The sequence below is a fragment of the Bacillus sp. lyk4-R2A-2 genome (assembly GCF_030209735.1).
GTDB lineage: Bacteria > Bacillota > Bacilli > Bacillales > Bacillaceae > Bacillus > Bacillus pumilus.
Genome location: NZ_JARVRK010000006.1, coordinates 432,287 through 458,411, shown reverse-complemented (window position 1 = coordinate 458,411; position 26,125 = coordinate 432,287). Strand labels below are relative to the sequence as shown.

The 26,125-nt window shown below is 41.4% G+C and carries 20 protein-coding genes; 17 read left to right on the top strand and 3 right to left on the bottom strand.

Annotated features, from left to right (window positions below; translation table 11 throughout):
- Positions 1-26 precede the first annotated feature (26 nt).
- The 11 genes from QRN39_RS13215 to QRN39_RS13165 all read left to right on the top strand — a co-directional run bounded on the left by QRN39_RS13215 (position 27) and on the right by QRN39_RS13165 (position 13,173).
- Complete coding sequence (locus QRN39_RS13215; protein WP_284907395.1) at positions 27-1,043, top strand: sugar kinase; 1,017 nt, start codon at positions 27-29, stop codon at positions 1,041-1,043.
- On the top strand, positions 1,015-1,614 hold the full coding sequence (locus QRN39_RS13210) for a bifunctional 4-hydroxy-2-oxoglutarate aldolase/2-dehydro-3-deoxy-phosphogluconate aldolase (RefSeq protein WP_212045606.1): 600 nt from the start codon (positions 1,015-1,017) through the stop codon (positions 1,612-1,614). Before QRN39_RS13215 ends, QRN39_RS13210 begins: the two co-directional genes overlap by 29 nt.
- A gap of 118 nt (positions 1,615-1,732) precedes the next feature.
- Positions 1,733-2,188 (top strand): GNAT family N-acetyltransferase, encoded by a 456-nt coding sequence (locus QRN39_RS13205; protein WP_050944379.1) that lies wholly within the window; start codon positions 1,733-1,735, stop codon positions 2,186-2,188.
- A 67-nt stretch (positions 2,189-2,255) separates the two neighbouring features.
- On the top strand, positions 2,256-3,257 hold the full coding sequence (locus QRN39_RS13200; protein WP_284907394.1) for a sugar-binding protein: 1,002 nt from the start codon (positions 2,256-2,258) through the stop codon (positions 3,255-3,257).
- On the top strand, positions 3,254-4,696 hold the full coding sequence (locus QRN39_RS13195; protein ID WP_050944377.1) for a sensor histidine kinase: 1,443 nt from the start codon (positions 3,254-3,256) through the stop codon (positions 4,694-4,696). The genes QRN39_RS13200 and QRN39_RS13195 overlap by 4 nt, the downstream gene beginning before the upstream one ends.
- Positions 4,690-6,108 carry a response regulator gene (locus QRN39_RS13190; protein WP_284907393.1) on the top strand — a complete coding sequence of 473 codons (1,419 nt, stop codon included), beginning with the start codon at positions 4,690-4,692 and terminating at the stop codon, positions 6,106-6,108. The genes QRN39_RS13195 and QRN39_RS13190 overlap by 7 nt, the downstream gene beginning before the upstream one ends.
- Positions 6,109-6,210: 102 nt before the next feature.
- Entirely contained in the window at positions 6,211-7,476 is a 1,266-nt protein-coding gene (locus QRN39_RS13185; protein ID WP_253622104.1) for an ABC transporter substrate-binding protein, read from the top strand.
- 61 nt (positions 7,477-7,537) lie between these two features.
- The gene (locus QRN39_RS13180) at positions 7,538-8,503 is read left to right on the top strand and encodes a carbohydrate ABC transporter permease (RefSeq protein ID WP_417894893.1); all 966 of its coding nucleotides are present in this window, start codon (positions 7,538-7,540) and stop codon (positions 8,501-8,503) included.
- Entirely contained in the window at positions 8,500-9,321 is an 822-nt protein-coding gene (locus tag QRN39_RS13175; RefSeq protein ID WP_050944374.1) for a carbohydrate ABC transporter permease, read from the top strand. The genes QRN39_RS13180 and QRN39_RS13175 overlap by 4 nt, the downstream gene beginning before the upstream one ends.
- A 146-nt stretch (positions 9,322-9,467) precedes the next feature.
- On the top strand, positions 9,468-10,418 hold the full coding sequence (manA, locus tag QRN39_RS13170) for a mannose-6-phosphate isomerase, class I (protein WP_003212875.1): 951 nt from the start codon (positions 9,468-9,470) through the stop codon (positions 10,416-10,418).
- A 124-nt stretch (positions 10,419-10,542) separates the two neighbouring features.
- Positions 10,543-13,173 carry a glucosaminidase domain-containing protein gene (locus QRN39_RS13165; RefSeq protein WP_284907391.1) on the top strand — a complete coding sequence of 877 codons (2,631 nt, stop codon included), beginning with the start codon at positions 10,543-10,545 and terminating at the stop codon, positions 13,171-13,173.
- Positions 13,174-13,190: 17 nt separating this feature from the next.
- On the opposite strand, the gene QRN39_RS13160 is transcribed toward QRN39_RS13165, so the two are convergent.
- On the bottom strand, positions 13,191-14,372 hold the full coding sequence (locus tag QRN39_RS13160; RefSeq protein ID WP_284907390.1) for a CDP-glycerol glycerophosphotransferase family protein: 1,182 nt from the start codon (positions 14,370-14,372) through the stop codon (positions 13,191-13,193).
- A gap of 11 nt (positions 14,373-14,383) precedes the next feature.
- Positions 14,384-15,154: a WecB/TagA/CpsF family glycosyltransferase gene (locus QRN39_RS13155; protein ID WP_003213336.1), complete on the bottom strand. Its 771-nt coding sequence runs from the start codon at positions 15,152-15,154 to the stop codon at positions 14,384-14,386.
- Positions 15,155-15,525: 371 nt separating this feature from the next.
- Here QRN39_RS13155 and tagD point away from each other — a divergent pair, with 371 nt between their 5' ends.
- The 6 genes from tagD (at position 15,526) to tagH (ending at position 24,960) form a co-directional block, all read left to right on the top strand.
- Positions 15,526-15,915, top strand: coding sequence for a glycerol-3-phosphate cytidylyltransferase (tagD, locus tag QRN39_RS13150; RefSeq protein WP_008343212.1), 390 nt, complete (start codon positions 15,526-15,528; stop codon positions 15,913-15,915).
- A gap of 96 nt (positions 15,916-16,011) precedes the next feature.
- The gene (locus QRN39_RS13145; protein ID WP_284907389.1) at positions 16,012-17,478 is read left to right on the top strand and encodes an alpha-glucosyltransferase N-terminal domain-containing protein; all 1,467 of its coding nucleotides are present in this window, start codon (positions 16,012-16,014) and stop codon (positions 17,476-17,478) included.
- Between the two features lie 48 nt (positions 17,479-17,526).
- On the top strand, positions 17,527-19,788 hold the full coding sequence (locus QRN39_RS13140) for a CDP-glycerol glycerophosphotransferase family protein (RefSeq protein ID WP_212045596.1): 2,262 nt from the start codon (positions 17,527-17,529) through the stop codon (positions 19,786-19,788).
- A 181-nt stretch (positions 19,789-19,969) separates the two neighbouring features.
- A complete protein-coding gene (locus QRN39_RS13135) occupies positions 19,970-22,336 on the top strand; it encodes a CDP-glycerol glycerophosphotransferase family protein (RefSeq protein WP_212045595.1) in 2,367 nt (788 codons plus the stop codon).
- Between the two features lie 172 nt (positions 22,337-22,508).
- Positions 22,509-23,336: an ABC transporter permease gene (locus tag QRN39_RS13130; RefSeq protein ID WP_003213689.1), complete on the top strand. Its 828-nt coding sequence runs from the start codon at positions 22,509-22,511 to the stop codon at positions 23,334-23,336.
- Between the two features lie 19 nt (positions 23,337-23,355).
- Positions 23,356-24,960, top strand: a complete 1,605-nt coding sequence (gene tagH / locus QRN39_RS13125; RefSeq protein ID WP_284907388.1) for a teichoic acids export ABC transporter ATP-binding subunit TagH — start codon at positions 23,356-23,358, stop codon at positions 24,958-24,960.
- Positions 24,961-25,172: 212 nt separating this feature from the next.
- Here tagH and galU read toward each other — a convergent pair whose 3' ends face one another.
- Positions 25,173-26,054, bottom strand: a complete 882-nt coding sequence (galU, locus tag QRN39_RS13120) for a UTP--glucose-1-phosphate uridylyltransferase GalU (protein ID WP_284907387.1) — start codon at positions 26,052-26,054, stop codon at positions 25,173-25,175.
- Between the last annotated feature and the right edge of the window lie 71 nt (positions 26,055-26,125).

Genomic DNA, 26,125 nt, shown 5'->3' with positions numbered 1-26,125 from the left:
CCGGTACCAAGAAAGGGGAGAAATGAGTGAAAGCATTGGATGTGGTCACATTTGGGGAATCAATGGCGATGTTTTACGCAAAAGAAGCCGGAGAGCTTCATCAAGTGCATACATTTCAAAAGGCGCTTGCTGGTGCCGAAAGTAACGTGGCAGTCGGTTTGGCGAGGCTAGGTTTTGATGTGGGATGGATGAGCAAAGTCGGAGCAGATTCACTTGGCACATTTATTTTAGAAGAGCTTCAAAAAGAAGGAGTCGATACAAGTGCAGTGATCCGTTCAAATGATGGGTCTCAAACAGGGATTTTACTTAAATCCAAAGTGATGGATGGAGATCCTGACGTCACGTATTATCGCAAAGGCTCTGCTGCGAGCACAATGAGTCCTAGCGACTTTCCCGCGAATTATTTCAAACAGGCAGGACATCTCCATATGACAGGTATTCCACCTGCATTATCCAATGAAATGAGAGCGTTTTCTTTTCATGCTCTTCAAAAGATGAAAGAAGCAGGCAAAACCATTTCATTTGATCCAAACCTTCGGCTGCAGCTATGGGAAGAGGAGGAAGATATGATCCATACAGTGAATCAGATCGCTTTTCAAGTAGATTGGTTTTTTCCGGGGCTTGCAGAAGGGCAAAGGCTCACAGGCTATCACGAGCCGGAAGAGATTGCCGATGTTTATTTGCAAAAAGGCGTCAAGCTTGTGGTCATTAAGCTCGGTGCAGAAGGTGCCTTTTATAAAAGTGCAGCCAGTCAGGGGATTGTGAGCGGCTTTTATGTGCCAAATGTCGTGGATACAGTCGGTGCCGGTGATGGGTTTGCCGTGGGGGTTATCAGCGGTTTACTGGACGGTTTATCATATGAAAAATCTGTGATAAGAGCCAATGCTGTAGGGGCTCTTGCGGTGATGTCTCCAGGCGATAAGGACGGCCTGCCTACTCGGGAAGAGCTTCAGGCCTTTATGAAAGAAGCCAAACGATATCAGAGACGGGAATATATGAAGGGGGACGAAGGATATGGGAAAGTCAGCAAGTTTGAGCGTTAAAGAACGTCTCGCGGCTTGTAAGCTGATCGCAGTGGTGAGAGCGGGGAGCGAAGCAGAAGGCATTAAGATCATAGAGCGTTTAAAGAAAAAGGGCGTTCGTGCCATTGAAGTGACGTATACCACGCCCAATGCGGAACGCATCATCGCATCCTTTCAGCATGAGCAAGATCTGATTGTAGGAGCGGGCACAATCACCACCCTTCAGCAGGCGCAATCAGCCATTGACGCAGGCTCGCAATTTATTGTCAGTCCAGGATATCTTCCTGTCATTGGAGAGCATCTCTCATTTCACGACACACTCTATGTACCAGGTGTCCTCACCCCAAGTGAAATCATGCAGGCAAAAGCAGCTGGATACTGCTTGCTCAAACTTTTTCCAAGCGGCTCCTTCGGGTTATCCTATATGAAAAACTTACAAGGCCCATTTCCAGACATTGAATTTATTCCAACGGGGGGGATTCATCCAGCTGATGTGCCACAATGGCTGAAAGCAGGCGCAGTGGCTGTAGGGGTCGGAAGTCAGCTGGAGAGCAGTACAGCAGAAGAATTACAAGCGGTTCTTTCTTCATAAATAAGCGCTATCAAATGAACAACTGGCAGATGGATGCCGGTTGTTTGTTCGTTTATCTGACATAACAGCAGGTGAATGCTGACTCTTCACGTACAATGATCGTGAAGGAGTGATAGATGTGTACATTCAACAAGATACACTCACGGATGGACAAATAGAGCAGCTGATTACCGCTCATATAGAAGAAATGAAAGAGCATTCCCCGCCAGAAAGCATTCATGCCCTTCCGTTAGCTGATTTGAAAAAGCAAGATGTCACAGTGTGGAGTGTGCGGGATGGAGAAGAGCTTCTTGGCTGCGGAGCGTTAAAGGAGCTGTCAAGTGATCACGGCGAAATCAAATCCATGAGGACCGCAGCTCACCATATGCGAAAAGGTGTAGCAAGGTATATGCTGAACCATCTTCTCCAAGAGGCAAAAAGGCGCGGCTATTCACGTATCAGCTTAGAGACAGGTGCGATGTCTTTCTTCGAGCCAGCAAGAAAACTATATGAGAGTGTTGGGTTTTATATTTGTCCGCCTTTCGGTTCATATCACGAAGATCCAAACAGTTTATTTATGACAAAGGAATTATAGAGGTTGAGAGAGTATGCTTATAAGCAGCTCTTTTTTTATGCGCAATTTTTGAAAGGGGGAGGATGTGGTGAAAGGTTCAAAGTGGATCGTGGTGGGCGCCTTTCTCACTTTTTGTGTCGTATCTGTCATTTTTTTAACATCATTAGGTCAAGATTTATTTAAAATTGAAAACGCTTCCGAAAAAGCGTCAACAACCTATCAATATCACTTTGTCCTTGTACCGGAGGAGCTTGATAACGAATATTGGCAGCTAGTACAAAAGGGAGCTGCTGATGCGGCAGCCGCTCATCGCGTGTATTTAGAATATTTGGGTCCGAAGCAAGCCGATATAGACGACCATTTGAAAACCATTGATATGGCAATCGCAGGGCATGTCGATGGCATTATGACACAGGGACTTGATGCGAAAAAATACAAACCGCTTTTTCAGAAGGCGAGGGAAAAGGGCATTGATGTTGTCACCGTTGATACGGATGCAGAGGGGAGCAAGCGTCAAGTGTATGTAGGCACGGACAATTATTATTCTGGCTTTATCGCAGGACAGGCACTCATCGCAGATACAAAAGGCGAACAGTATGTAGGAATTGTCACAGGCAGGCTTGATGCCGTTCATCAAAAGCAGCGCGTCAAAGGGTTTCGAGATGCCGTCGCCGCTGAAAAACGCATTCATATTGCTGGAATAGAAGAATCAGCCATTACCAAATCAGGGGCCTCCGGTGCCGCGTATAAACTATTAAACGATCATGCGAAGCTTACCGCATTTTACGGCACGAGTGCATTAGATGGTGCAGGGATTATTCAAGCAACAGCGCAATATCAATCGTCCGCAGATATCTATGTACTCGCATTTGATACGTTGCCAGATACGATTCAGGCGCTCGATGATGGAGAGATTGATGCAGTCGTTGTTCAGCACCCTTATGAAATGGGCTATCAAGCAGTGGAATCGCTTGTGCGTTTGCAAAAAGGTGAAAAAGAAGAACCGCTTCAGTACACAGGAACGAGTGTGATTCGGCGCGAGGATCTGCCGCTGCAGCAAACAGACAGAAGGCAGGGGGTGCAGCCGTGAGAAGGATTCGAAGTAAATTGCTACTGGCATTTTTGACCCTTGTGTTCCTTGGCAATGTGGCCGCTTTTTTCGTCTATTGGAGCAGCTCGAATATCACATCAGAATATAGCAGAAGCTTTCGTTCTTTTCTCCTGCTTAATGATATATCGACAGAGGCAAAAACGATGTATGAAAAGGTCAATGCTTATGCGATTGAAAAGGATCAGCAGTTTGCCAAAGAATATCTAGCTTCAAAACAAAAAATGAAATCCTACGACCAGGCATTGCGAAAAGATGCCGGGCTTCATGCGGCCATTCCTTCTATCGAAAAATACCAATATATGATGCGGACGCTCATCAATGAAAGTGATGCGACCATGACACATGTAAAAGAAGGGAAAATCAAAGAATATGCAGCAAGTGTGAAGGAAGTAAGAACCGTCTCCTCCTACATACAAGAGCAAACGATGACCCTGCTTGATGATGAATTGTCTGAGTATCAAGTACTCTATCAATCTCTGCAAAAAAGACACCAAACCTATGCGCTCTTTACCTTATGTTTGTTTACGCTGTCCATTGGGGTCGCCTTATGGATGGCGTATATGATTGCTGGCGGGATATCAAGACCGATCGTCCATCTCTCTCGAAGCGTAAAGGAAGTATCAGAAGGAAACTTTGATGGAGCGAACTTGCATGTCACCTCAAAGGATGAAATTTCTGTATTAAATGAGGCTTTTCAGCGAATGCGACAAGAGATGAAAATGATGATTGAAGAGATGAAACAAAAGGCAGCCTTAGATCAAAAAATCAAAGACATGAAGCTGAAAACGCTGCAAAACCAAATGAACCCACATTTTTTATTTAATACCTTAAACATCGTCTCACGCATGGCTTACTTAGAATCAGCGGATGCCACATCGAGGTTGATCCAATCTGTTTCCACTCTCATGCGTTATTCGCTGTCAGCTCTCAGTGCATCCGTTACGCTCGAACAAGAAGTAAAAGTGGTCAAAGAATATTTTCATATACAAGAAACGAGATTTGCCGATCGTATCACATGCAAAACGATCATAGATGAATCGTGTTTATCTGTACATATCCCAAGTCTCACCTTACAGCCGCTTGTTGAAAATGCCTTTATTCATGGCGTCGAACCAAAGGAGGAAGACGGGCTTGTCGAACTCTCGATCTATCAAGAAGGCGGCTATGTGATGATTCGGATTCGGGACAATGGGATGGGAATCAACGAACAAGAGAAAAGGAGATTGCTATCAGAAAAAGAAGAGGAAGATCCAAACATCTTGAGTAAAGGGCACTCGACAGGGATCGGTCTTCGTAATGTGATGTCAAGGCTGCATTTGTTTTATGGGGTAAAAGATGCCCTGCAAATTGACTCAAAGCCAAACGAAGGCACCACCATTCAATTGGCTATTCCGATGAAGGAGGGACCATCATGCTGAACGTGCTGATTGTGGATGATGAAAAAATAGAACGGCTAGCGATGCGGAAGTTCATGACGGATTGGCTTCCAGAGTGTCATATCGCAGGAGAAGCTGAAAATGGAAAGAAAGCGGTTGAATTCGTGCGAACTGAGCCCGTTCATCTTGTGCTCATGGATATTCAGATGCCGGGAATGGATGGACTCACAGCGATCAAGCAAATCAAAGCGAGCAGCCCTCATACAAAATTTATTATGCTGACAGCCTACGATACGTTTGATTATGCCAAGCAAGCGATGCAGGAAGGGGTGAAGCAATACCTCGTCAAACCGGCTGACAAAGATGAAACCATCGCCGCCATTCGCACGGTTGCGGCAGAGATTCAGCAGGAGGCGTCTCAGCGGCAGGCGATGGCGGCCGGTCAGCAGTCAAATTGGCTTGAAGCTCATGTCATAAACGGTCAATCCTATACCTCAACGGAGTTTCAACAACTGTTTCATGAATTCGAAGCAGGTCTTGTCATCGCTGTACAGCGGACAATCGGGGATCAGCTGTTGATTGATTTACAGACATCTCCCCTTTTTCATACAGTGCCGATTCAGGTGAGTGGTGAGCTGTTTACATGTCTTATTTATCGTCACCAAGCGCCTGGTCAGTTAAAGGCAGATGTCCTGCAGGCGATTCGAACTGCCCCAACAAGCGATCAGCCTTCACCTATCGTTGGCATAGGACACCCGGTCTCAAATCCGCTTTATCTTCAGAAAAGTGCAGCAGAGGCGAAGCTTGCCTATTATCAGCGGAAAAAGAGCCCCGGCGTTGTTCGTTATGGTTTTTACCAAACAGAAGAACAGTCTCATCCATTGATCCATCTGCCTGAGCTTGCAGACGATATGATGCAGGCAATGGAAGAAGGGAGAAGAGAGGATGCGCTCGCTTTATTCGATGCCTTTGAGCTAGAGGGGGCGACCCTGTCACAACTAAAAGAGCTGCTGATTTTATTTAAATCACGGCTCCGAACAGACTGGCCAATATTAACGATCAGCACCGCAGCTGAATGCCGTCAGTGCTGTGAATATTTATTTGACGTGTACGAAGCAAGAAACCAGACTGTGAATGATATCGAGCGGGCAAAGCGCTACATCAAAACGCATTTTTGTGAACAGATCACGCTGGAGCAGACTGCCGCCTATGTTGATTTAAGTCCAACCTATTTCACAAAACGGTTTAAAGACGAGACAGGGCTGACATTTAAAGAGTATGTGACGACCTGCCGGCTGGATAAAATCAAAAAGCTTCTCAAAGACAGCTCGCTTAGTTTAAAAGAAATTACCTATCAGGCAGGATATACAGACCCCAATTACGTCAGCCGTGTGTTTAAGAAGATGGTGGGTTGTTCAACGAAGGAATATCGAAAACAGACCGTAAAAAAATGAAGAATTTCATAAAAAAGTGAAGAAGTTTGCCTAAAAAAAAGAAAGGATCTGCCATTATACTTATTATGATAACGCTTACAAAATGAGGATGGGGGATCAATCATGAAGGTTAAATTAGGCTTTACGCTGTTAGTACTCTGTATGCTTATCGTCACTGCCTGTAGTTCATCGACGAGCTCAGATGCGAAAAAAGAGGGCGGAGCAGAGAAGCTCGACATTTTCTCTTGGTGGACTGGAGCAGGTGAGGAGGACGGACTGAAAGCACTCATTCAATTGTTTGAAGAGAAAAATAAAGACATCCCAATTGAAAATGCAGCCGTCGCAGGTGGTGCTGGTACAAATGCAAAGGCTGTTCTGACTAGCCGGATGCAAGGAAATGACCCGCCAGCTACATTCCAAGTACATGGCGGAGCGGAGCTGAATGAGAGCTGGGTCACAGCAGGCAAAATGGAGCCTCTGGATGATCTATATGAAAAAGAAGGCTGGAAGGACAAATTTCCAGAATCACTCATCGACCTTGTCAGCAAAGATGGGAAAATCTATTCAGTACCAGTGAATATTCACAGGGGCAATGTGCTTTGGTATAACAAGAAGGTATTTGACGATGCAGGCTTAGAGCCACCAACGACCTTTGATGAATTTTTCAAAACAGCAGATGCATTAAAGAAAAAAGGCATTACACCGCTCGCACTTGGGGATAAAGAGCCTTGGGCAGCAACACATTTGTTTGAGAGTGTGCTGCTCGGCGTTTTAGGCGCTGACGGTTATCAAAAGCTTTGGGCTGGCGACATGAAAATGGATGACGCAAAAGTGAAGGAAGCGGCAGACATCTTTGGACGTATGCTTGAATACGTCAATGATGACCACAGCTCACGTAACTGGCAGGATGCCTCGCAGCTCGTAGCAAAAGGGGAAGCTGCAATGAATGTCATGGGCGACTGGGCGAAGGGGTACTTTGTGAATGATCTGGATCTGAAGGTGAATAAAGACTTTGGATACGTGGCGACTCCTGGCACAGAGGGAAGCTTTATGGTGATCACCGATACATTTGGACTGCCAAAGGGCGTGAAACAGCCAGAAAACGTGAAGAAATTCTTATCTGTCTTAGGATCTGTGGAAGGTCAGGATGCATTTAATCCGCTGAAGGGATCGATTCCGGCACGTGTGGATGCAGATGTTTCTAAATATGATGAATACGGAAAATCGGCGATGAAGGCATTTAAAGAATCAAAGCTGGCGCCGTCTCTCGCGCATGGTTCAGCTGCTGAAGAAGGGTTTGTGACAAAAGCGAATCAAGCCGTCAATATCTTCGTCACACAAAAAGACAGCAGTCAGTTTGTTTCATCTTTAAAAGATTCAATGAAATAAAGACGAGGAGGCGGCGACTAAGCACCGCCTCTTTTTTAAAAAGGAGTGTAGCTTCATGCGTATGGATACATCGCCGATCACAAAAGCAGCAACACCCAAAGTCAAACGTGTGCGGAAAAAATGGAGTGGGGATCAGCTGCTTGCGCTTCTATTTTTAGCCCCGTCGGCTATTTTATTATTCATCTTTGTTTACGGCTTTATTGGCTGGACTGGGTATGTGTCATTATCAAATTGGACCTCGCTTGTTCCTGATTTCTCTTTCGCAGGTCTTCAAAACTATATCATGCTGTTTCAAGATTTCCGCTTTCAGTCAGATCTTCGAAACACGGTCTTTTTCACTCTATTCTTTATTGGAGCCGTTATTGCCTCTGGGCTCGCACTTGCGATTTTACTAGATCAGAAGATCAAGGGTGAATCTCTATTTCGGAATTTATTTTTCTTTCCAATGGCCCTTTCCTTCGTTGTGACAGGGGTCGTCTGGCAATGGATTTTAAACCCGTCCACTGGCGTGAATCTATTTTTAAAGACGCTTGGTATCCAGCCTAAGTGGTACACGGATACGAACATTTTAGCTGGATTTGTCTGGGGGAAAATTGAGTTTGGTGTCCCTGCGGCAATGATTGCAGTCGTGATTGCAGCTGTTTGGCAGATGACTGGATTTTCTCTAGCAATGTATTTGGCGGGTTTGAGAGGCATTCCAGAGGAAGTAAGAGAGGCTGCTAGAATGGATGGCGCAACCGAATGGCAGATTTACCGGAAGATTATTTTTCCTTTATTAAAACCGATAACTGCAAGTGTCATTATCATCATGGCTCATATTTCATTAAAGATTTTCGATTTGATTTACTCAATGACAGGACCGGGTGCAAACTTTGTCACAGATGTTCCGGGCGTTTACATGTTTGAAATGACCTTTAGAGGAAACCATTATGCAGGCGGTGCCGCCATCGCGATTGTGATGCTGATCTCTGTTGCGGTCTTTATCGTGCCATATCTCCTGTCGAGCCGGAAGGGGGCGTCATCATGACAGCTAGATGGTTTGTCCGTCCAGTCCTTTATGCTTTATTGATTTTGTGCAGTCTGTTTTTTCTAATGCCAGTCTATGTCATGCTCGTCACAAGCTTGAAACCATTAGGTGAAGTGACTCTTGAGAAAATGTGGGCGCTGCCGTCAACACTCGATTTTTCAAGCTATCAAATCGCATTTGAAAAGCTAGCGCCCAATTTAATGAATTCTCTTTATCTAGTCATTCCGGCTACCTTATTGTCAGCTGTCTTAGGGGCGATGAATGGCTATGTCCTATCAAAATGGCGTTTCAAAGGATCAGAAGTGGTCTTTACGCTGATGCTGTTTGGAATGTTTATTCCATATCAAAGTATCCTCATTCCACTCATTCAATTTTTACGTGAAGTCGGATTGTATAATTCGATTCCAGGTTTGGTGCTTGTCCATGTCGTATATGGACTCCCAATCACAACGCTCATGTTTCGAAACTTCTATGTGAGCATTCCTGATGAAATGATTGAATCGGCAAAAATGGACGGTGCAGGGTTTATCGGGATTTTCAGACATATGATTCTTCCGCTTTCGATCACAGGATTTGTTGTAGTCGCCATTTGGCAGTTCACAAATGTGTGGAATGAGTTCTTATTTGCAGTCACGATGACCACTGCGGAGCATCAGCCAGTGATGGTTGCCTTGCAAAATCTATCAGGCAGTCAAATTGTGCAATGGAACGTCCAAATGGCAGGGGCGATATTGGCCGCATTGCCGACACTTTTAGTCTATATTCTGCTCGGAAAATACTTTGTCAAAGGGCTTCTCGCAGGCTCTGTCAAAGGATGAAACATTTTTGTGTTATCGTTTTCATTTGGTGTACTGAAAGGATTGACTTCTCTTTAGATAGCGTCATAATAAAAGTTGAGACTTGCTAGTTTTCATCAAGCCTTACAAGGATTATCAAAGGGTAGCAAAGGGAGGAGTCATCCTGAATGAAGCAGTCACCAATTTTTTTACTGCCTGAATTGAAGGAGAGAATATGGGGAGGTACAGCCTTAAGAGATCAATTTGGCTATGATATTCCTTCTGATCAAACGGGAGAATGCTGGGCAATTTCTGCTCATCCAAACGGACCAAGTGTCGTGCAAGACGGTCCATATAAAGGGAAAACGCTGATCGAACTATGGGACAATCACAGAGAATTGTTCGGGGGAATAGAAGGCGATCGATTCCCGCTGTTAACCAAAATTTTAGATGCAAACCAGGACTTATCCGTTCAAGTTCATCCAGATGATGATTATGCGGAAAGACATGAAAATGGCGAGCTTGGAAAAACAGAGTGCTGGTATATCATTGACTGCAAAGAAGGAGCAGAAATGATCTATGGGCACAATGCAAGAACAAGAACTGAGCTTGTGACCATGATGAACAGTGGAGATTGGGAAGGTCTTTTGCGTCGTGTGAAGATTAAGCCTGGTGATTTTTATTATGTGCCAAGCGGTACCATTCATGCGCTTTGCGAAGGAACGCTTGTCCTCGAAACGCAGCAAAGCTCAGATACCACCTATCGGGTATATGATTATGAACGAAAAGATCAGAATGGCAATGAACGTGAACTTCATTTTGCGCAAGCCATTGATGTCACAACGGTTCCCCATGTAGACGGGTATGCAGATGAATCAGTTGAAACACGCCGTGGGCTGACCATTCGAACGTTTGTTGAAGCAGAGTATTTCTCTGTGTATAAATGGGAAATTGATCAAGCAGTGGAGCTTTCGCAAGATTATTCATTTTTGCTGTGCAGTGTAATTAGCGGGGAAGGGGCTCTAACGCATGATGGACATACATATCCACTGCCTAAAGGAGCTCATTTTATCCTGCCAGCTGAAACAGGAAGCTTCTCAATTGAAGGAACTTGTGAGCTGATTGTATCGCATATATAAAGAAAAAGAGGACTTCGAAGGGGTCCTCTATTTTTCTATTGCATAAATAACTTGAAAGAGTACTTGTTTTTGTCGATAAAGAGATTAGTAGACTATTATGCAAAGTAAGAGAGGGACAGTGAACGTGAAAAAAACCATCAAGATTATGTTACTCGCAGCTGCCTTTGGTATGACAATACAGACGGGCAAAGAAGTGCAAGCAGCCTCCTATGTCGATCAATCCATTTATACGATGAACACCTCAAAGGTATTTACAACAGAATCAGAAGTAAAAAAAGCAGTGGAAACATTGAAGAAGGACAAAAAGTGGACAGCCACTTATCAAACCTCAGGAAGCACGTCGACTTATCAGCTCACTGCCTCAGGATATGAGTCGCAAACAGCAGCGAGTGCAAGTGCAGCTGCATTAAAAAAAGAGACGGGCATGAGCGGTACGGTGTCTCCAGTAGGTGACCGCCTTCCTTTACAAAAGGTTGTATCTGACCCCGTCAATGATGAAGCTCAGGCGAAAAAGCTCTCGCTCGAGCTAACGAAAACATCAGGGCTCAATAGCACCTATGAAGTCATCAATCAAAGCAGACCTTCTTATCAGGTCATATCAGGAACCATTGATTCTGAAACGAAAGTCAAAAATATTCAAACCGAATTAAAAAAGCAGGCCGGTGTCACTAGTACATACCAAACTGAAAACAAAGCAGGCACTGTGTATCAGCTGATTTCAGGCGGTATCGTTGGTCAAAGTAAGGCGAATACGATCTTGCAAGGCTTTCAAAAAGCGTCTGGTTTAAAAGCGGTGCTTCAAACGGTGACAGCAGGCAAGCCATATTACATCGTCACATCAGCTGCACAAGCGAACCAGTCAAAAGCACAGACGCTTCTTACCCAGCTTCAAAAAGAAGCAAAGATCAGCGGGAAGATTCAAAAGGCAGGCGCTTTAAAAAATGTGTATCGCTTGGAATCAGGCTATTTCAAAGACAACAAACAGGCATCCTCAGCTGCGGCCCAGATTAAGAAACAAACCGGCGCTACAGGGACTGTGCAGCGAGTGGGAAAAACAAAAAATTATATCGTGAAGCTCAATCAACTGAACGATACAGCATACGGAAAAACGGTGGCCTTTTTCAAGAAAAAGAAATGGCGCTACACATCGCAAAAGATCTCTTCTACACAGCCATATCAAGTAGTGACTGGAAACCTATTAGGAGATGATCAAGCGAAAAAAGCAGCAGCTTTCTTCCAAAAGAAAAAGGTATCAGCAACAACGAAAAAAACAGGTAAAGCATCTGACAGCACGTATCGACTTGTCGTCAATCAATCAGCGGAGCAAGCCAAAATAAATAAAGGTGCCGCATATTTAAAAACGCAGAAAGTGACAAGCAGCATTACAACTGGTAAGGGCCAAGCTGTCAGCAAAACGTATAGTCTCAAGACAACACCTGTATATGAGCAAAGTAAAGTCAAGCAGGCTCAAGAGATTATCAAGAAAAATGGCGTTGCCAGCAGTACAAAAACGTTGACAGAAGCGGTTAAACAATACCGGATCACGACAGAGCCGACGGTGAATCAGACTAAACTGAATCAAGCGCTAAGCTATTTAACGAAACAAAAAATGAAAGCAGCTGCTCAAAAAACAGGGACAACTGATTATGGTCAATATCAGATCAAAACAGGTGCCATCTCAACAGCTGCATTGCGCGATCAAGGCGTGGCATTTTTCAAAAAACGGAATGAACCAGCTGCCTATCAAACAACAACGAAACCAACCTACAAAATCAACATTACGCAGCAATTCACAGGATTACCAACTGTAAATGCAGCGATTGCTTTTGTGAAAAGTCAATATGGCTGGACAGCTACAGCCGTAAAAATCAAAAATGGCCCAATGGTCATGCAAACGAACTACAACCTCACTGTCAATGAGATGGTGAACAAGCAAATGAAGGTGTCACCACAGACAGATGGTGCAGCCTATGTCTATGCACCATATGTTGACACGGCGACGTCAACTGTGAATACGGACGGCTTAAATGTTCGTTCGACACCTGATTCGAGCTCTGCGAGCAACATCGTGGCGCAGCTGAATAAAGGAGCAAAAGTGAAACAGCTTGGGAAAGAAGGAAACTGGATCAAGATCAGCCTTGGCTGGAGAAATGCAAGCTCAGCAGAGGTGCAGAAATATGTAGACCCAGCCAATATTGCTGAGGGCACTCAATCTTATTTTCAATTTCTGAAACTCTCTGAAGCTGCGAATCTCAATCCGGCAGAAGTCAATTCAAAGATTCTAGCAGGCAAAGGGATTCTTGCAGGTAAAGGACAAGCCTTTATTACGGCAGCGAAAACGTATCATATCAACGAAATTTATCTCATTTCTCACGCGTTGCTTGAAACAGGTAACGGAGGTTCCATTTTAGCGAATGGTACGATGTTTAATGGAAAGAAAGTATATAATATGTATGGCATTGGCGCATACGACAGCAATCCGAATTACCTCGGTGCAAAATATGCGTATGAACAGCAATGGTTCACGCCAGAGGCAGCCATTATTGGCGGGGCAAAATTCATTGGCAACAGCTATATCAATCACGCCACATACAAACAAGATACGATTTATAAAATGCGCTGGTCTAGTTCAGCGACTCATCAATATGCAACAGATATTGGCTGGGCATATAAGCAAGTCACTCGTATGTATAGCTTGTATAACTTACTTGATAACTATACGCTCTATTACGATATCCCGGTTTATAACAAATAAAAAAACGTCCGTGCTTCCTAATGAGAAGCCGGACGTTTTTTGTGTAAGAGCTGCTGTTCAATAAAGAATAAGAGCTGCTCACTGGACCTTCCCTTTGAATATTGATTCCATTCCTCGGCGAAGGTTTTAATTCGTTTTAGTTGATCTGATTCATGAAGTAGCTCCTTCAAGAGCATGGTTTGAGTGATACAAGCCTTCCCAGGAATGATGTCCTCATACCGATCGACTAAGCCGCGTTTCTCTCGATAAGTGTCTAAGTCATAAGTGAAGAACAAAACAGGCTTTTCAAGCAGTGCATATTCAAACACAATCGATGAGTAATCTGTGATCAGGACATCGCATGCACAAAGCAATGGATAAAGCGGCTGATCGGACACATCAAATATCCATTCATCGTCTGTTTCCGCCTTCGCTAAATGTTTGACCGCAGGATGAAGCTTGACGAGCAGAATATAATCTCCGTTTAGCTCTGTTTGTAATTGCTCCTTTGAAAAAGGCAGGACAAGACTGTCCATTGCAAAGTCTCGATAGGTCGGTGCATAAAGCAGGATCTTTTTCCCTTTAGGAAAATCATTCGGCTTCAAGGAAGACGGGCGCTGGTCATAGTACACATCCGTCATCGGTACACCTGTTGGTAAAAAACGTTCATCATTCACCCCAAACGAAGACTTAAAAATCTCGCGCATATGATCTGAGCCTGTAACGATATAATCGAAAGACGCATAGACTCGTTTGAACCGTTTGATGTCACGAGGACTTCGTTCCGAATTTGAAGCATCTTCAAGACCGAATTTTTTCAACGCCCCATTGGCATGCCATACTTGAATACAGGTGGTAGAAGGACGTTTTTTGAGTACGCTTGTCATGAGAAAGTAATTATCTGTCACGACAACCTTGCTTTTAAACATCGTATAAATACATTGAATGAGATGGAGAGGATTTTTTTCATGAAAATAGCGAAATGACAGATGAGACTCGTCCTTTTCTATCGCAGAAGCATGCTTCGTATAGAGGACAGTAAGCTTCATCGTCATGTTCGCCTGTTGTTGATAAGTATCAATAAGAGCAGCTGCATTCTCTTGAAATGAAACAAGCAGCGTCACCTGGTTTTCACGCGGTTTCACGCCGCTCATCAGCCATCCAATAAAAGAAACGAAAGCTGCATAGCTTGAAATGATCATTGAGCGTATATTTATCATTGGTCAGTCTCTCACAGCTGCTTCGTCTGATCCTTTACTTGCTCAGGATAGTAACGTTTTTTTCCTTTGTTTTCTTTCAATACGGCAAAAGCGTATTTAGGAATATTCAACATTCGCTTCCATCTCCATGGATTCACAACAAGTCTGTACAGCCATTCTGTATTTGTTTTAATCATCCAGCGTGGTGCACGCTTCACCGTTCCGCTAAATACATCAAAGCTTCCGCCTAAACCGATGCAAACAGCCTGCGGGAATAAATGACGGTATTCATAAATAAAGTTCTCCTGATTTGGATAACCTAAAGCAACGAACACCATATCTGCTTTCGAGCGAGCGATTTGTTTTGCTACGAAACGTTTATCGGCTTGATAACCGTCACAGCTTCCTGCAATGACCACATTTGGATATTCCGTATCAATTCGCTGTTTAACAGCCTCAAGCACTTCTTTTTTCGCCCCATATAAAAAGATACTTTTAGACTGCTTGTTTGCTAGATCAAGCATAGACATGAAGACATCAAAGCCAGCAATTCTTGACTTCAGCGGACTTTGTGTCAAACGTGACATTAAGACGACGCCTACACCATCCGGCAGCACATAATCCGCAGAAGAGACAACTTGATGATACGTCTGATCCTTCATAACAGCATAGCCAATCTCTGGATTGACAGTCGCAATCATGGCGCCTCTTCTTTGAGAAATATGATGGTGATTCATATAGCTAATAAATTCATCTAGGTCGCCATTTACATAAGAAAGGTTAGAGACCACTTCTGTTTGCATTGTTTAGACCTCCTTTTTCATCTTGTTATCTATGAACGTTCATTGTAAATTCATTCTTCGTCTACTCATCATTTTATCACAGATGCTCCATGAAATATTAACAATAACTTTACAAACCTTTAAATTTCATGACATTTTCATCAATTCATAAGGAGGCTGCTGCGAGAAACATTGATTCTTCGGACTTTCGCTTCTGCGCCCAATAAATTGGAAATAGTTTGTCTTTACATCTGCTTAACGTTTGATGGGCGCTGTGATATAATGAGGTTCCGAAGAGCGAAAAAATACGAACGAAGATCATAGGATTACGGATAAACGTTACTGCATGAAAGCAGTTGAATAAGGAATGAAGAAAGGAGTTCATGTTTGCGATGAAGAAAGTTATTACTTACGGTACATTTGATTTATTACACTGGGGGCATATTAAGCTGCTCGAACGTGCAAAGCAGCTTGGAGATTACTTAGTGGTGGCCATTTCGACAGATGAGTTTAACTTACAAAAATCAAAAAAGGCTTATCATAGCTACGAGCATCGAAAGCTCATTCTTGAAACGATTCGTTATGTAGACGAAGTCATTCCAGAAAACAGCTGGGATCAAAAAGTCCGTGACGTGCAAGAGCACGATATTGATGTGTTTGTCATGGGAGATGACTGGGAAGGTAAATTCGATTTCTTAAAAGAGCATTGCGAAGTCGTGTACTTGAAAAGAACAGAAGGCATCTCGACAACACAAATTAAGGAAGAAATTGCTGGACTTTAATAGATCAAAAAAAGTACTTCTTATCTTTTGGTGAGAAGTGCTTTTTCATGTAAAATACAATGAGCAAGTTATCATTATTTTTAAGGAGAGCTTCCTTTGTTTCAAAATTGGATGAAGAAAAAAGTTGAACACACATTGGATCAACCTGAACAACATGAAACAATGACATCAGTTGACATGCCTGATATGGACTACTACTTTATCATGGGTGATGTACCAAAACAGGATGAGCACTTAACGAAGTCTTTAAAAGCAAGATTAAAGCCATTGGCTGACAAACATAAACGTAATGCCATTTTAACTTTGAATTATGATGCAAATGTGAAAGAACATATTCATAGCTTGGAGGAGACCCTTCTGCACCAAGTTGACATCTTGAATGTATTTGAGCACTATATTCTACCGGAAAGCGGAAGTAAAAGGCGTTACTCGGAATTTATCATCGGTACATCTTTTCAATCGATCAATGAAGCAGTGATGCCAGCAGAAGAATCAACAGTGCAGGTGACGAGATATGAACTGCCATCTTCCCCTATTTGTTATATTGATCAATATAATGAAGAGCAGGAATTAGTAAAGAGGGAAGAGTACAATTGGCAGGGCGTTTTGTGCAGAGTGCAAAGCTTTGTTCCTCATACAGGTGCCCTATACTTGGAAGAACTAATCAATGACGATGGCAATATCTATATGGAGATCATCTACCCTGGAGATACAAAAAAGAATCCAGTACGGCATATTAATTGGTATAAAAAAACAGGAATTCAAACTTTTACAAAGAAGACAGATATAAAGCAACGATGGTTATCTAGTATTCAAACACAAAATGACCGTTTGAAACTGATGATTACAGAAGACCGGGATCAAGACCGTCACCTGTTTAAAATCGATCAGCCCGAAACAACGTATTATGCTGCATTTGTACATGACGCACATTATGAAGAAGATCCGCATCAACTCAATTCTCAATATGAAGAATTATTTAAACAAATAAGAAAACAGCAAGTGGATGCCGTCTTCTTTGGAGATACTAAGCATAAGGTAGATGTTGAGAAGGTATTGGGAGAACAAGCCTATTTTTATCTTGTGCCTTCTGATGAAATGTCTCTTTGGAATACAAGGCTACATCATATGCTCGAAAATCGTGAGCGTAAAGATGAACTGAGAAGGATCGTGGACCGCATGAAATGGGTTTTGCGTGATCTAAGCGCTGAACATCATGTTCTTCATCTTCAGCTTGAGCTGAAGGACGAAATGAGTCATGCAGATCATGTGCAAATCGATTTCGCAGGATATGATCGAGTGAATGGAGCTGAAATCATATCTCAAACAATCGATGAAAACCATCAAGTCAGCTTCCCAATTGGGCATTTTCAAACAAAGAAAAACATTGAAACCAATCAAACAAAATACGTTGATTTTTACATTCGTTTTAAAACAGAAGAACTTCAGGAAGTTTTGCAGCGTCTAGAAGTAGAGGAAGAGCTGCTCACCAATAAACCATCGTTAATCGATGGGTGGTCGTATCAAACGAAACAAGGAAACTATTCTTGGAAAGTAAAATAATGTGACAACACAACGGTAAGATTTCTGAACAGAGGAGATTAACGATTAATGATTGAAGAGGGAATTCATAAGAAGAGTGTCGTTGAAGGGTTAAAAAATCATCATGAGAAACTAGAAATGCTTATTCGCATCGACGATGACATGCCATTAACAGATAGAGAATTTTATTTGTTTATGAGGGAAAGGGTATCAAAACAAGAGCTTTTCCTTCCGCTTGTTCATCAAGAAGACAATCTATTCAAATTGGTATTGAGTGAACCATCGCTTCCGCTTGCATTAGAGCAGGGTCAGACATACAACCTGTATGTGACAGACTATCTGAGTGCAAACAAAGAAGAGGATGAGGACGAGCTTGAGGACTCAGCCTATGATTCTGATTCAGAAGAAGAGGAAGAAGAACTAAAAGAAACGGATCATGCCGAAGTAGAAGAGAAGACGCCATACTATAAACGCCGTTTAAAAATGGAAATAGAGAAGCCAGAGCTGACTTATTTAGAAAATAAAGACGCGATGCTGTATGTCATCCCGTATCGTACGGATAAAGGAAATGCATCGTTTAAAATCAAGCGTGAGCTAAAGGTTGTGAAATTCAATCATATCGAGCTCAGCAAAGAATGTACGTTATCTTTATCTGGTTATGCAGGCGTTCTCAGTGCAGAGCATCCTTATGAAATCAAGGAAGTAAAGCTTCTAGTGAAGAGAAATGGCGAAGAGCCAATTGAGCATCGCTTTCCGGTAAATATGACCCCAATAAAAGATGAAGTGGTCAAATACCGTGATGATCAACAGGTACCTCAGCTTTATCAATTTCTAGCAGAAGTTCCTTTAGAGGAATTGACCTATTCGTTAAACAAACGTTTTGTATATCGTTTCTATTTTGAATTTATTTGCGATGTAGGTGGAGTAGAGGAGACTTTAACGACCACTTCTTTAGTCCTTGGAGATCGCTCAAACAAACTCAAAGGGCTTGTTCAAATTCATAAAAGAAATGATGTACCGATTCGATATGAGGTGTATCGAAAGAAAAAAAGACAAACGCTTGGCATTCGAATTAATGATTATACAATGAAAACACGTGCGAAGTACTATGTCAAAAGCAAGTGGAAGAAGTTCAAAAAGCAAATCGGTAAAATCAAAAAAGTCCGTAACCGTCTTGTAACAAGGACCTTTAAAACGACCTTTCAGCTGGCGAGCAAGCTGTCTGTGAAAAAGAAAACCGTTATGTTTGAAAGCTTTAATGGAAAACAATTTAGCTGTAACCCACGTGGGATCTATGAGTATATGAAAGAAAATCATCCTGAATATACGTTGATCTGGAGCGTGAAAAAAGGGCACGAAGCACCGTTTAAGGAAAAGGATATTTACTATATCAATCGTCTGTCATTAAAATGGATTTTTGCGATGGCAAGAGCTGAGTATTGGGTCGTCAACAGCCGTTTGCCGCTGTGGATTCCAAAACCAGAGCATACAACATACTTGCAGACATGGCACGGTACGCCGTTAAAACGACTGGCGATGGATATGGACGAGGTGCATATGCCAGGAACAAACACGAAGAAGTACAAAAAGAATTTCACGAAGGAAGCGTCGAATTGGGATTATCTCATTTCACCAAATGCTTACTCGACTGAAATCTTCACACGTGCCTTCCAATTTCAAAAGACCATGATTGAGTCAGGATATCCGAGAAATGACTTCCTTCACAATCAAAACAATGAAGAAACGATGAGAGCACTCAAACAAAAGATGAACCTGCCGCTTGATAAAAAATTGATCTTATACGCTCCGACATGGAGAGACGATCAATTTTATAAAAAAGGGCAGTACAAATTTGATTTAGACCTTGATTTGCATGAGCTGAGAGCCGCTATCGGAGATGAATATATTATCATTCTGCGTATGCACTATCTAGTCGCTGAAAACTTTGATTTAGGACCATATGAAGGCTTTGCCTATGACTTCTCTCATTACGAAGATATTAGGGATCTTTATATGATTTCTGATCTGCTCATCACTGACTACTCATCTGTATTCTTTGATTATGCAAACCTTAAACGTCCGATGCTATTCTATGTGCCAGACATCGAAACATATCGTGACAAGCTGAGAGGCTTCTACTTCGACTTTGAACAGGAAGCACCTGGACCTCTTGTGAAAGAAACAGCCAGCGTCATTGACTGGGTAAGAGAAACAGAACAGCCAACCTTTACTTTGCCAGCTTCATTCGCACCGTTTTATGAGAAATTCTGTTACTTAGAGAGTGGGGAGTCTTCGAAGCGTGTGGTGGAAGTGGTGTTTTCTGAAAAATAGTTTAAAAAGTACCGTTCTTCACCTTTGAACGGTACTTTTTTGTGTTTTTTATTCCAATGTACACATATTTAAAAGTTATGGTAAAAATAAAAAAACATAGAATTTTAACAGTAAACATGCTAAATTTAGATAAGATTATCCGGTAATGTAAATTTGCTGAAAATAATATAGAGGTGCTTCAATGTACAAACTTTATCATAATTTTTTAGAAATTCTTAATTTAGATGAACACAAGTTAGTTATATATATTGATAACATAGAGAAGTTGTGCACTTTTGAATTTAAAGAGCTAAATGTAAATGAGTCAAAGTGGATTTGTGAAATTGATGTAAAGGATCAGATGATTTTTGAATCCACAATAGACAATTCTAATGAAATGATCTATCTCTATGCAAAGGAGCATAACCTGTATATTGTCAAAGAATGCTCAGACATGATCCAGCCGGATCAAATACTTCCTATTGAAATTAACAATCAATTTGCTGATATTTATGTCAAGCAATTAGGGTTAGATCGCTACGGCTTATACAGCGGCGAAAAGGAATTGTTATTATTTTCAGGGCTGCTGAATGTAGATGAAATCAATTGCAATTATAAAATAGATTTGCCCATCGAAGAGGCAGATAGACGATTTGAGGATATCTCCTTTATTCAATACAGTGCTTTCCACTTTGTGATTACCTATGACTGTCAGAATAAAGAACTAAATGTAAGGAAAATTTTGTTTGATGTGATGCAGGAACATAAAGATATTGAAGTGATTGTGAATAATCGTAATCAAATCAAAATTTTAAATAAAGTGACGGATCAAAAGAAAATCGTCAACTTTAGACTCGTTCCTAGATATCAGCCGCTAAAAGTTTTTGGTAAAGATACCTTAGACCAGTTCAAAGATGACAATATTCTTAATATCTTGGTGATTAATAAGCAAAGATATTACATCTATGTCAGAACGAATGGCGTATACTTAGTGAGAGGAAACCCATATCTCGTTACTAAACATACATCGAGATTACGCATCTTTAGTTTGTTTAATAGTTTTTATGTTTTTGGAAGATTGACGCATTATGCGTATAATTCAGACCAAAAATATGAATATCTTTACATTAGAAACTCTGAACATCAGCTGGCAAAATTTATAAGACCATTTAGAAAAATTAAATTCTTGAAAAGATATGGTTTCTTTAAAATTTCGTTAAATGATCTTGATTTAGACAGCAGAATCCACAATAACTTGTTCGTAGGAAATGATCACCGAATTATCCATAGTTTAAGGTTGAAAAAGAGGGATAAGAAGGTCAAAACATATATCACGAAAAAGAATGGGGACAAGCTGCAAGTCCTAAGAACCAATCTATTTGGAAATGTGACATCAACCATTATTCCTTATTCACAGGAATATTCTTTATTTAGTAAAGTGAAAATAAAAATAGCGAGTATCCTATCATCATTCTATAAAGACAAAAAGTATCGTGTGAATTTGTTTTTTGAGAAAAAGAGTGATAAAGCAGATGAATCAGCTATTAGAGTGTATGACTATGTACAGGAAAATTGTCAAACAGACTCAAAAAATTACTTTATTCTTAATAAGAAATCAAACGCATATCCAGCATTGAAAGCGAAATATGGAAAGGGTATCATACCGAAATATAGTCTCAGACATTATTTAAGTATATTTAATGCCAGTTATTTTATATCAAGTGAATTATCTAACCATGTTCTGAATGATAGGTTGTATATTGACCATCTCAGAGAGAGAATCATGAGTGTCCCACTCGTCTTTTTACAGCATGGCATTATGTTTGCTAAACCGGTTGATAATCCAATGGCCTTTGGATTCCATAAAGACAAGAATCAATACAATATTTATAAATCAGTCATCAGCTCTGAATTAGAGGCCGGTGAATTTTATAAAATGAACTATGATCGTGAGGATTTGATTTTGACAGGTCTGGCAACCTTTGATCATGCCAAATTAGTAGAAGGTGCAGATAAGATCGCCTTTATGCCAACTTACCGATATTGGGAAGAGGGACTTATTTATACGAATAGAATTGAAGAAACATCTTACTATAGAGTTCTAATTAAAATCATCAAAAGCTTTGAAGAAGCAGGTCTTCTTGATCGTCTGTTAATTGTACCGCATAACAAATTTTCACAGTACGTTTATCAAAATCTGCCTCAGTATAAACATATTATTTCTGATAACCCATCGGAAGCGCTAAAAGTGTCAAAAGTGTTTATTACTGATTATTCATCTGCTATTTATGATGCACAATATAGAGGTGCCTACCCTATTTTTTATTGGGAAGAAAAAGATTACTTGATTAGACAGTATAAGGCGATTCCTCCTGTAAACGATGAAAATGCACCAGGACCGATAGCATATAATACACAAGAGCTGATTCGAATCGTGAAACATGCGATCGATTGTCAGTATGTTGTGGAAGATGAATATAAAGAAAAATACCTGAAAATCAACAGCTTTAACGATAATCAGAATACGAAAAGAATTACGGATTTCTTAAAAGAACACCAAATTATCTAATATGTGAGGACCCTCTGAATCAACGATTGAAAGGATTCAGGGGGTTTTTGTCTTCTAGTTTGACGTGCATGACTTTTGTTATAAGATGAAATGTGTATCGTTATCTGTTACAATTATGAGCGGTGCTTTTTAAAAAAGTAATCCCAAAAACTTATATCTAAGGAAGATTAGAATGAACGCAATGTTGACGATATTAAAGGAGCAAATCAGCTCATTTCCGCTGATTATGCGACTTGCTGTTTATGAAACAAAATCAAAATATCAGATGAATTATTTAGGTGTTTTATGGCAGTTTTTAAATCCATTGATTCAAATGCTGGCTTACTGGTTTGTTTTTGGTCTGGGAATTCGCGGAGGACAGCCAATTGTCATTGGAGGGATGGAAGTTCCGTTTATCATTTGGATGCTGGCTGGATTAATCCCTTGGTTCTTCATTAGTCCGACGATACTTGATGGATCAAACAGTGTGTTTAAACGTATTAATATGGTATCGAAAATGAATTTCCCGATTAGTGCGCTGCCGTCTGTAGTGATTATGTCCAACTTGTTCAGCTACTTTGTCATGATGGGTGTCTATCTGATTGTGCTGATTTCCTATGGCATATATCCTGATGCGCATTGGCTACAATATATATACTATCTTATTTGTATGATCGCGTTTATGTTTTCGTTTAGTTTGTTTAATTCCACGATTAGCGTACTCGTGAGAGACTATCAATTTCTTTTACAATCAGTGACACGTTTACTTTTCTTTTTGCTGCCGATTTTTTGGAATATCTCAGAGAAGCTCACTGGAGACAAAGCATGGATCGGGGATATACTAAAATTGAATCCTCTTTTCTACATTATTGATGGTTTTAGAAATAGCTTGTTAAAGGGAGAATGGTTCTTCCATGATGTGAAATATACGCTTTATTTTTGGCTGATCACGCTACTTCTTTTAACAGTCGGTTCATTGCTTCATATGAAATTTAGGGATAAATTTGTCGATTTTCTTTAAAAAGTAAGGAGATTATACGATGAAACTAAAGGTTTCGTTTCGAAACGTATCCAAGCAATACGTCCTATATAAAAAGCAGTCAGATAAGATTAAAGGGCTGTTTTTTCCTAATAAAAATGAAAAAGGTTTCTTTGCTGTTCGTGATGTGTCCTTTGATGTATATGAAGGCGAGACGATTGGTTTTGTAGGGATCAACGGATCTGGAAAATCAACGATGTCGAATCTTCTTGCGAAAATCATTCCACCGACAAGTGGTGAAGTTGATATGGACGGTCAGCCTTCGTTAATTGCCATTGCGGCAGGGCTAAACAACCAATTAAGCGGGAAAGACAACATTCGCCTCAAGTGCTTGATGATGGGGCTGACGAATAAAGAGATAGACGAACTATATGAAAAAATCGTAGAGTTTGCGGATATTGGTGACTTTATTGATCAGCCTGTGAAAAGCTATTCAAGCGGAATGAAGTCACGTCTTGGCTTCGCCATTTCAGCGCATATCGATCCAGATATCTTGATTATTGATGAAGCGTTGTCTGTTGGTGACCAAACCTTCTATCAAAAATGCGTGGATCGAATCACAGAATTTAAAGAACAAGGGAAGACGATCTTTTTTGTCAGCCATTCCATTAGCCAAATTCAAAAAATCTGTGACCGAGTGGCTTGGATGCATTATGGTGAGCTTCGTATGTTTGATGAGACGAAGAAGGTCGTGAAAGAGTATAAGGAGTTTGTTGAATGGTTTAACAAGCTTTCTAAAAAAGAAAAAAAAGAATATCAATTGAAACACAAAGAAGGTCGCAAAGGTGTACAAAAAAAGACAGAGAAGGTGTCTCGATATGATGAGAACGGAAAACGACGTTCCTTTTTTGGACCAGCCTTTCAAGTGACGATAATAGCTGTTTTAACGATTTTACTTGCCTTATCGATGTTTTCGGATCGTCCACTTCGTACACTGGCGACGTTTGGCGCCATCCCAGCAGATAAGACAGAATCGCCTCAGTCAAAGAACCAGCTAACAAAAGGGGCGCCGGATATGAAAAAGGTGGATCGACAGACGCTTGTCAAGGCAGATCCACTCACGGTGTACAAAGATCAAGCCATGAAAAAGAAGGCAGGTGTCACTTTGCCATTCGGGCAAGAGATACAAGCTGTCGCTGAAAATAAACAAACCGTTCAAATCAAAACAGCATCAGAGACGTATTTTGTCAAACCTGAAGGGCTTCAACCTGCAGAGGAATTAAAGTCTTTATCCATTGGACCTGGACAGTTCAACTCGTATGTATCGCCCGCATCTGCTGGCTCGTATGAGTATTTACTTTCTTTCCTTGGAAAAGAGGAATCTGTGCTTAAGCAAAAAATGCAAACGCTGAGCTCGATCAAAAGTGATCAAGGCGGTACGATTGAGCGATTGACCACAGAGAAAACTGACTATGTCATTCAAAATGGTCAAGCAAATGCTATTGTCTTTCATGAGGTGATGCCGATCTCTCCTTCGACACTTGGACTGCCAGAACAGAAGGTTTGGATGAATGAGAAACAAACGAAATTCGCAGTAAAGGGCGAAAGCAATCTGTTTGTCATTGATAATGAACAGCATACACTGACGATTTCAGTGATGAAATAAAAAGCTGCCGATTCCGACAGCTTCAGCGTGTAGACAAACCCTCGCATTCGTTGTCAGGTCTGCGCGCTGGTGCTCACGAATATTCAGCCAGTGCTCGCCCTTCCTAGACTTCAAAGGTTTTCTATCACGCTGAAAAGAAGACAAAGTGCTAAAATAAACATCATTTTAGCACTTTGTCAACAATCTAAAGCTGCCGATTCCGGCAGCTTTTTTTAATTCACTTCTTCTTTTTCGAGAAGCTGTTTCATAAATGGAATGAGTTTCTTTTTCAGATCCTCATCTTGAAGGGCAAACTCGAGAGTTGTCTCGATGAAGCCTTGCTTCTCACCGACATCGTATCGTTTTCCATCAAAATCATAGGCGAATACACGCTGGATATCATTCAGCTTTTGTATGGCATCTGTCAGTTGAATTTCCCCGCCTGCACCAATTTCTTGCTGATCAAGGTACATAAAGATCTCTGGCGTGAAAATGTATCGGCCTAAGATGGCTAGATTGGATGGTGCTGTACCTTGCGGCGGCTTTTCTACAAAGTTTTTCACTTGGTAGCGGCGTCCTTCTTGTGTAAGAGGGTCGATGATCCCGTAGCGATGCGTATCGCTGTCTGCTACCTGCTGAACACCAATCACAGATGAAAGGGTCTTTTCGTATTCATCCATCAGCTGGCGAAGCCCTGGTGTTTCCGCTTGAACAATATCATCACCTAATAAAACGGCGAATGGCTCATCACCGATAAAGTTGCGTGCGCACCAAACAGCGTGTCCAAGTCCTTTAGGCTCCTTTTGACGTATGTAATGAATGTCAGCAATGTTAGAGGATTTTCTCACCTTCTCTAGAAGCTCGCTCTTCCCTTTTTCCTCTAGGTTGCGCTCTAGCTCTGGTGCAAAATCAAAATGATCCTCAATGGCTCTTTTTCCTTTTCCAGTGACGATAATAATGTCTTCAATTCCTGATTCAACAGCTTCTTCAATAATATATTGAATGGTTGGTTTATCAACGATTGGCAGCATTTCTTTAGGCATAGCTTTTGTTGCAGGGAGGAAACGTGTCCCAAGACCTGCAGCTGGTATAATGGCTTTACGTACTTTTTTCAATGAACTTTGCACCTTCCTTACATAGATAACCGATTTAATCACTCAATGTTTGTTCGTGGTCGTCTGTTTAA

Bases quoted from the DNA above. Each gene is read 5' to 3' on its own strand.
- tagH (WP_284907388.1), top strand. From the start codon at position 23,356: ATGAAACTAAAGGTTTCGTTTCGAAACGTATCCAAGCAATACGTCCTA.
- QRN39_RS13175 (WP_050944374.1), top strand. From the start codon at position 8,500: ATGACAGCTAGATGGTTTGTCCGTCCAGTCCTTTATGCTTTATTGATT.
- QRN39_RS13185 (WP_253622104.1), top strand. From the start codon at position 6,211: ATGAAGGTTAAATTAGGCTTTACGCTGTTAGTACTCTGTATGCTTATC.
- tagD (WP_008343212.1), top strand. From the start codon at position 15,526: ATGAAGAAAGTTATTACTTACGGTACATTTGATTTATTACACTGGGGG.
- QRN39_RS13190 (WP_284907393.1), top strand. From the start codon at position 4,690: ATGCTGAACGTGCTGATTGTGGATGATGAAAAAATAGAACGGCTAGCG.
- QRN39_RS13160 (WP_284907390.1), bottom strand. From the start codon at position 14,372: ATGATAAATATACGCTCAATGATCATTTCAAGCTATGCAGCTTTCGTT.
- QRN39_RS13130 (WP_003213689.1), top strand. From the start codon at position 22,509: ATGAACGCAATGTTGACGATATTAAAGGAGCAAATCAGCTCATTTCCG.
- QRN39_RS13180 (WP_417894893.1), top strand. From the start codon at position 7,538: ATGGATACATCGCCGATCACAAAAGCAGCAACACCCAAAGTCAAACGT.
- QRN39_RS13155 (WP_003213336.1), bottom strand. From the start codon at position 15,154: ATGCAAACAGAAGTGGTCTCTAACCTTTCTTATGTAAATGGCGACCTA.
- QRN39_RS13135 (WP_212045595.1), top strand. From the start codon at position 19,970: ATGTACAAACTTTATCATAATTTTTTAGAAATTCTTAATTTAGATGAA.
- manA (WP_003212875.1), top strand. From the start codon at position 9,468: ATGAAGCAGTCACCAATTTTTTTACTGCCTGAATTGAAGGAGAGAATA.
- QRN39_RS13140 (WP_212045596.1), top strand. From the start codon at position 17,527: ATGATTGAAGAGGGAATTCATAAGAAGAGTGTCGTTGAAGGGTTAAAA.
- QRN39_RS13210 (WP_212045606.1), top strand. From the start codon at position 1,015: ATGGGAAAGTCAGCAAGTTTGAGCGTTAAAGAACGTCTCGCGGCTTGT.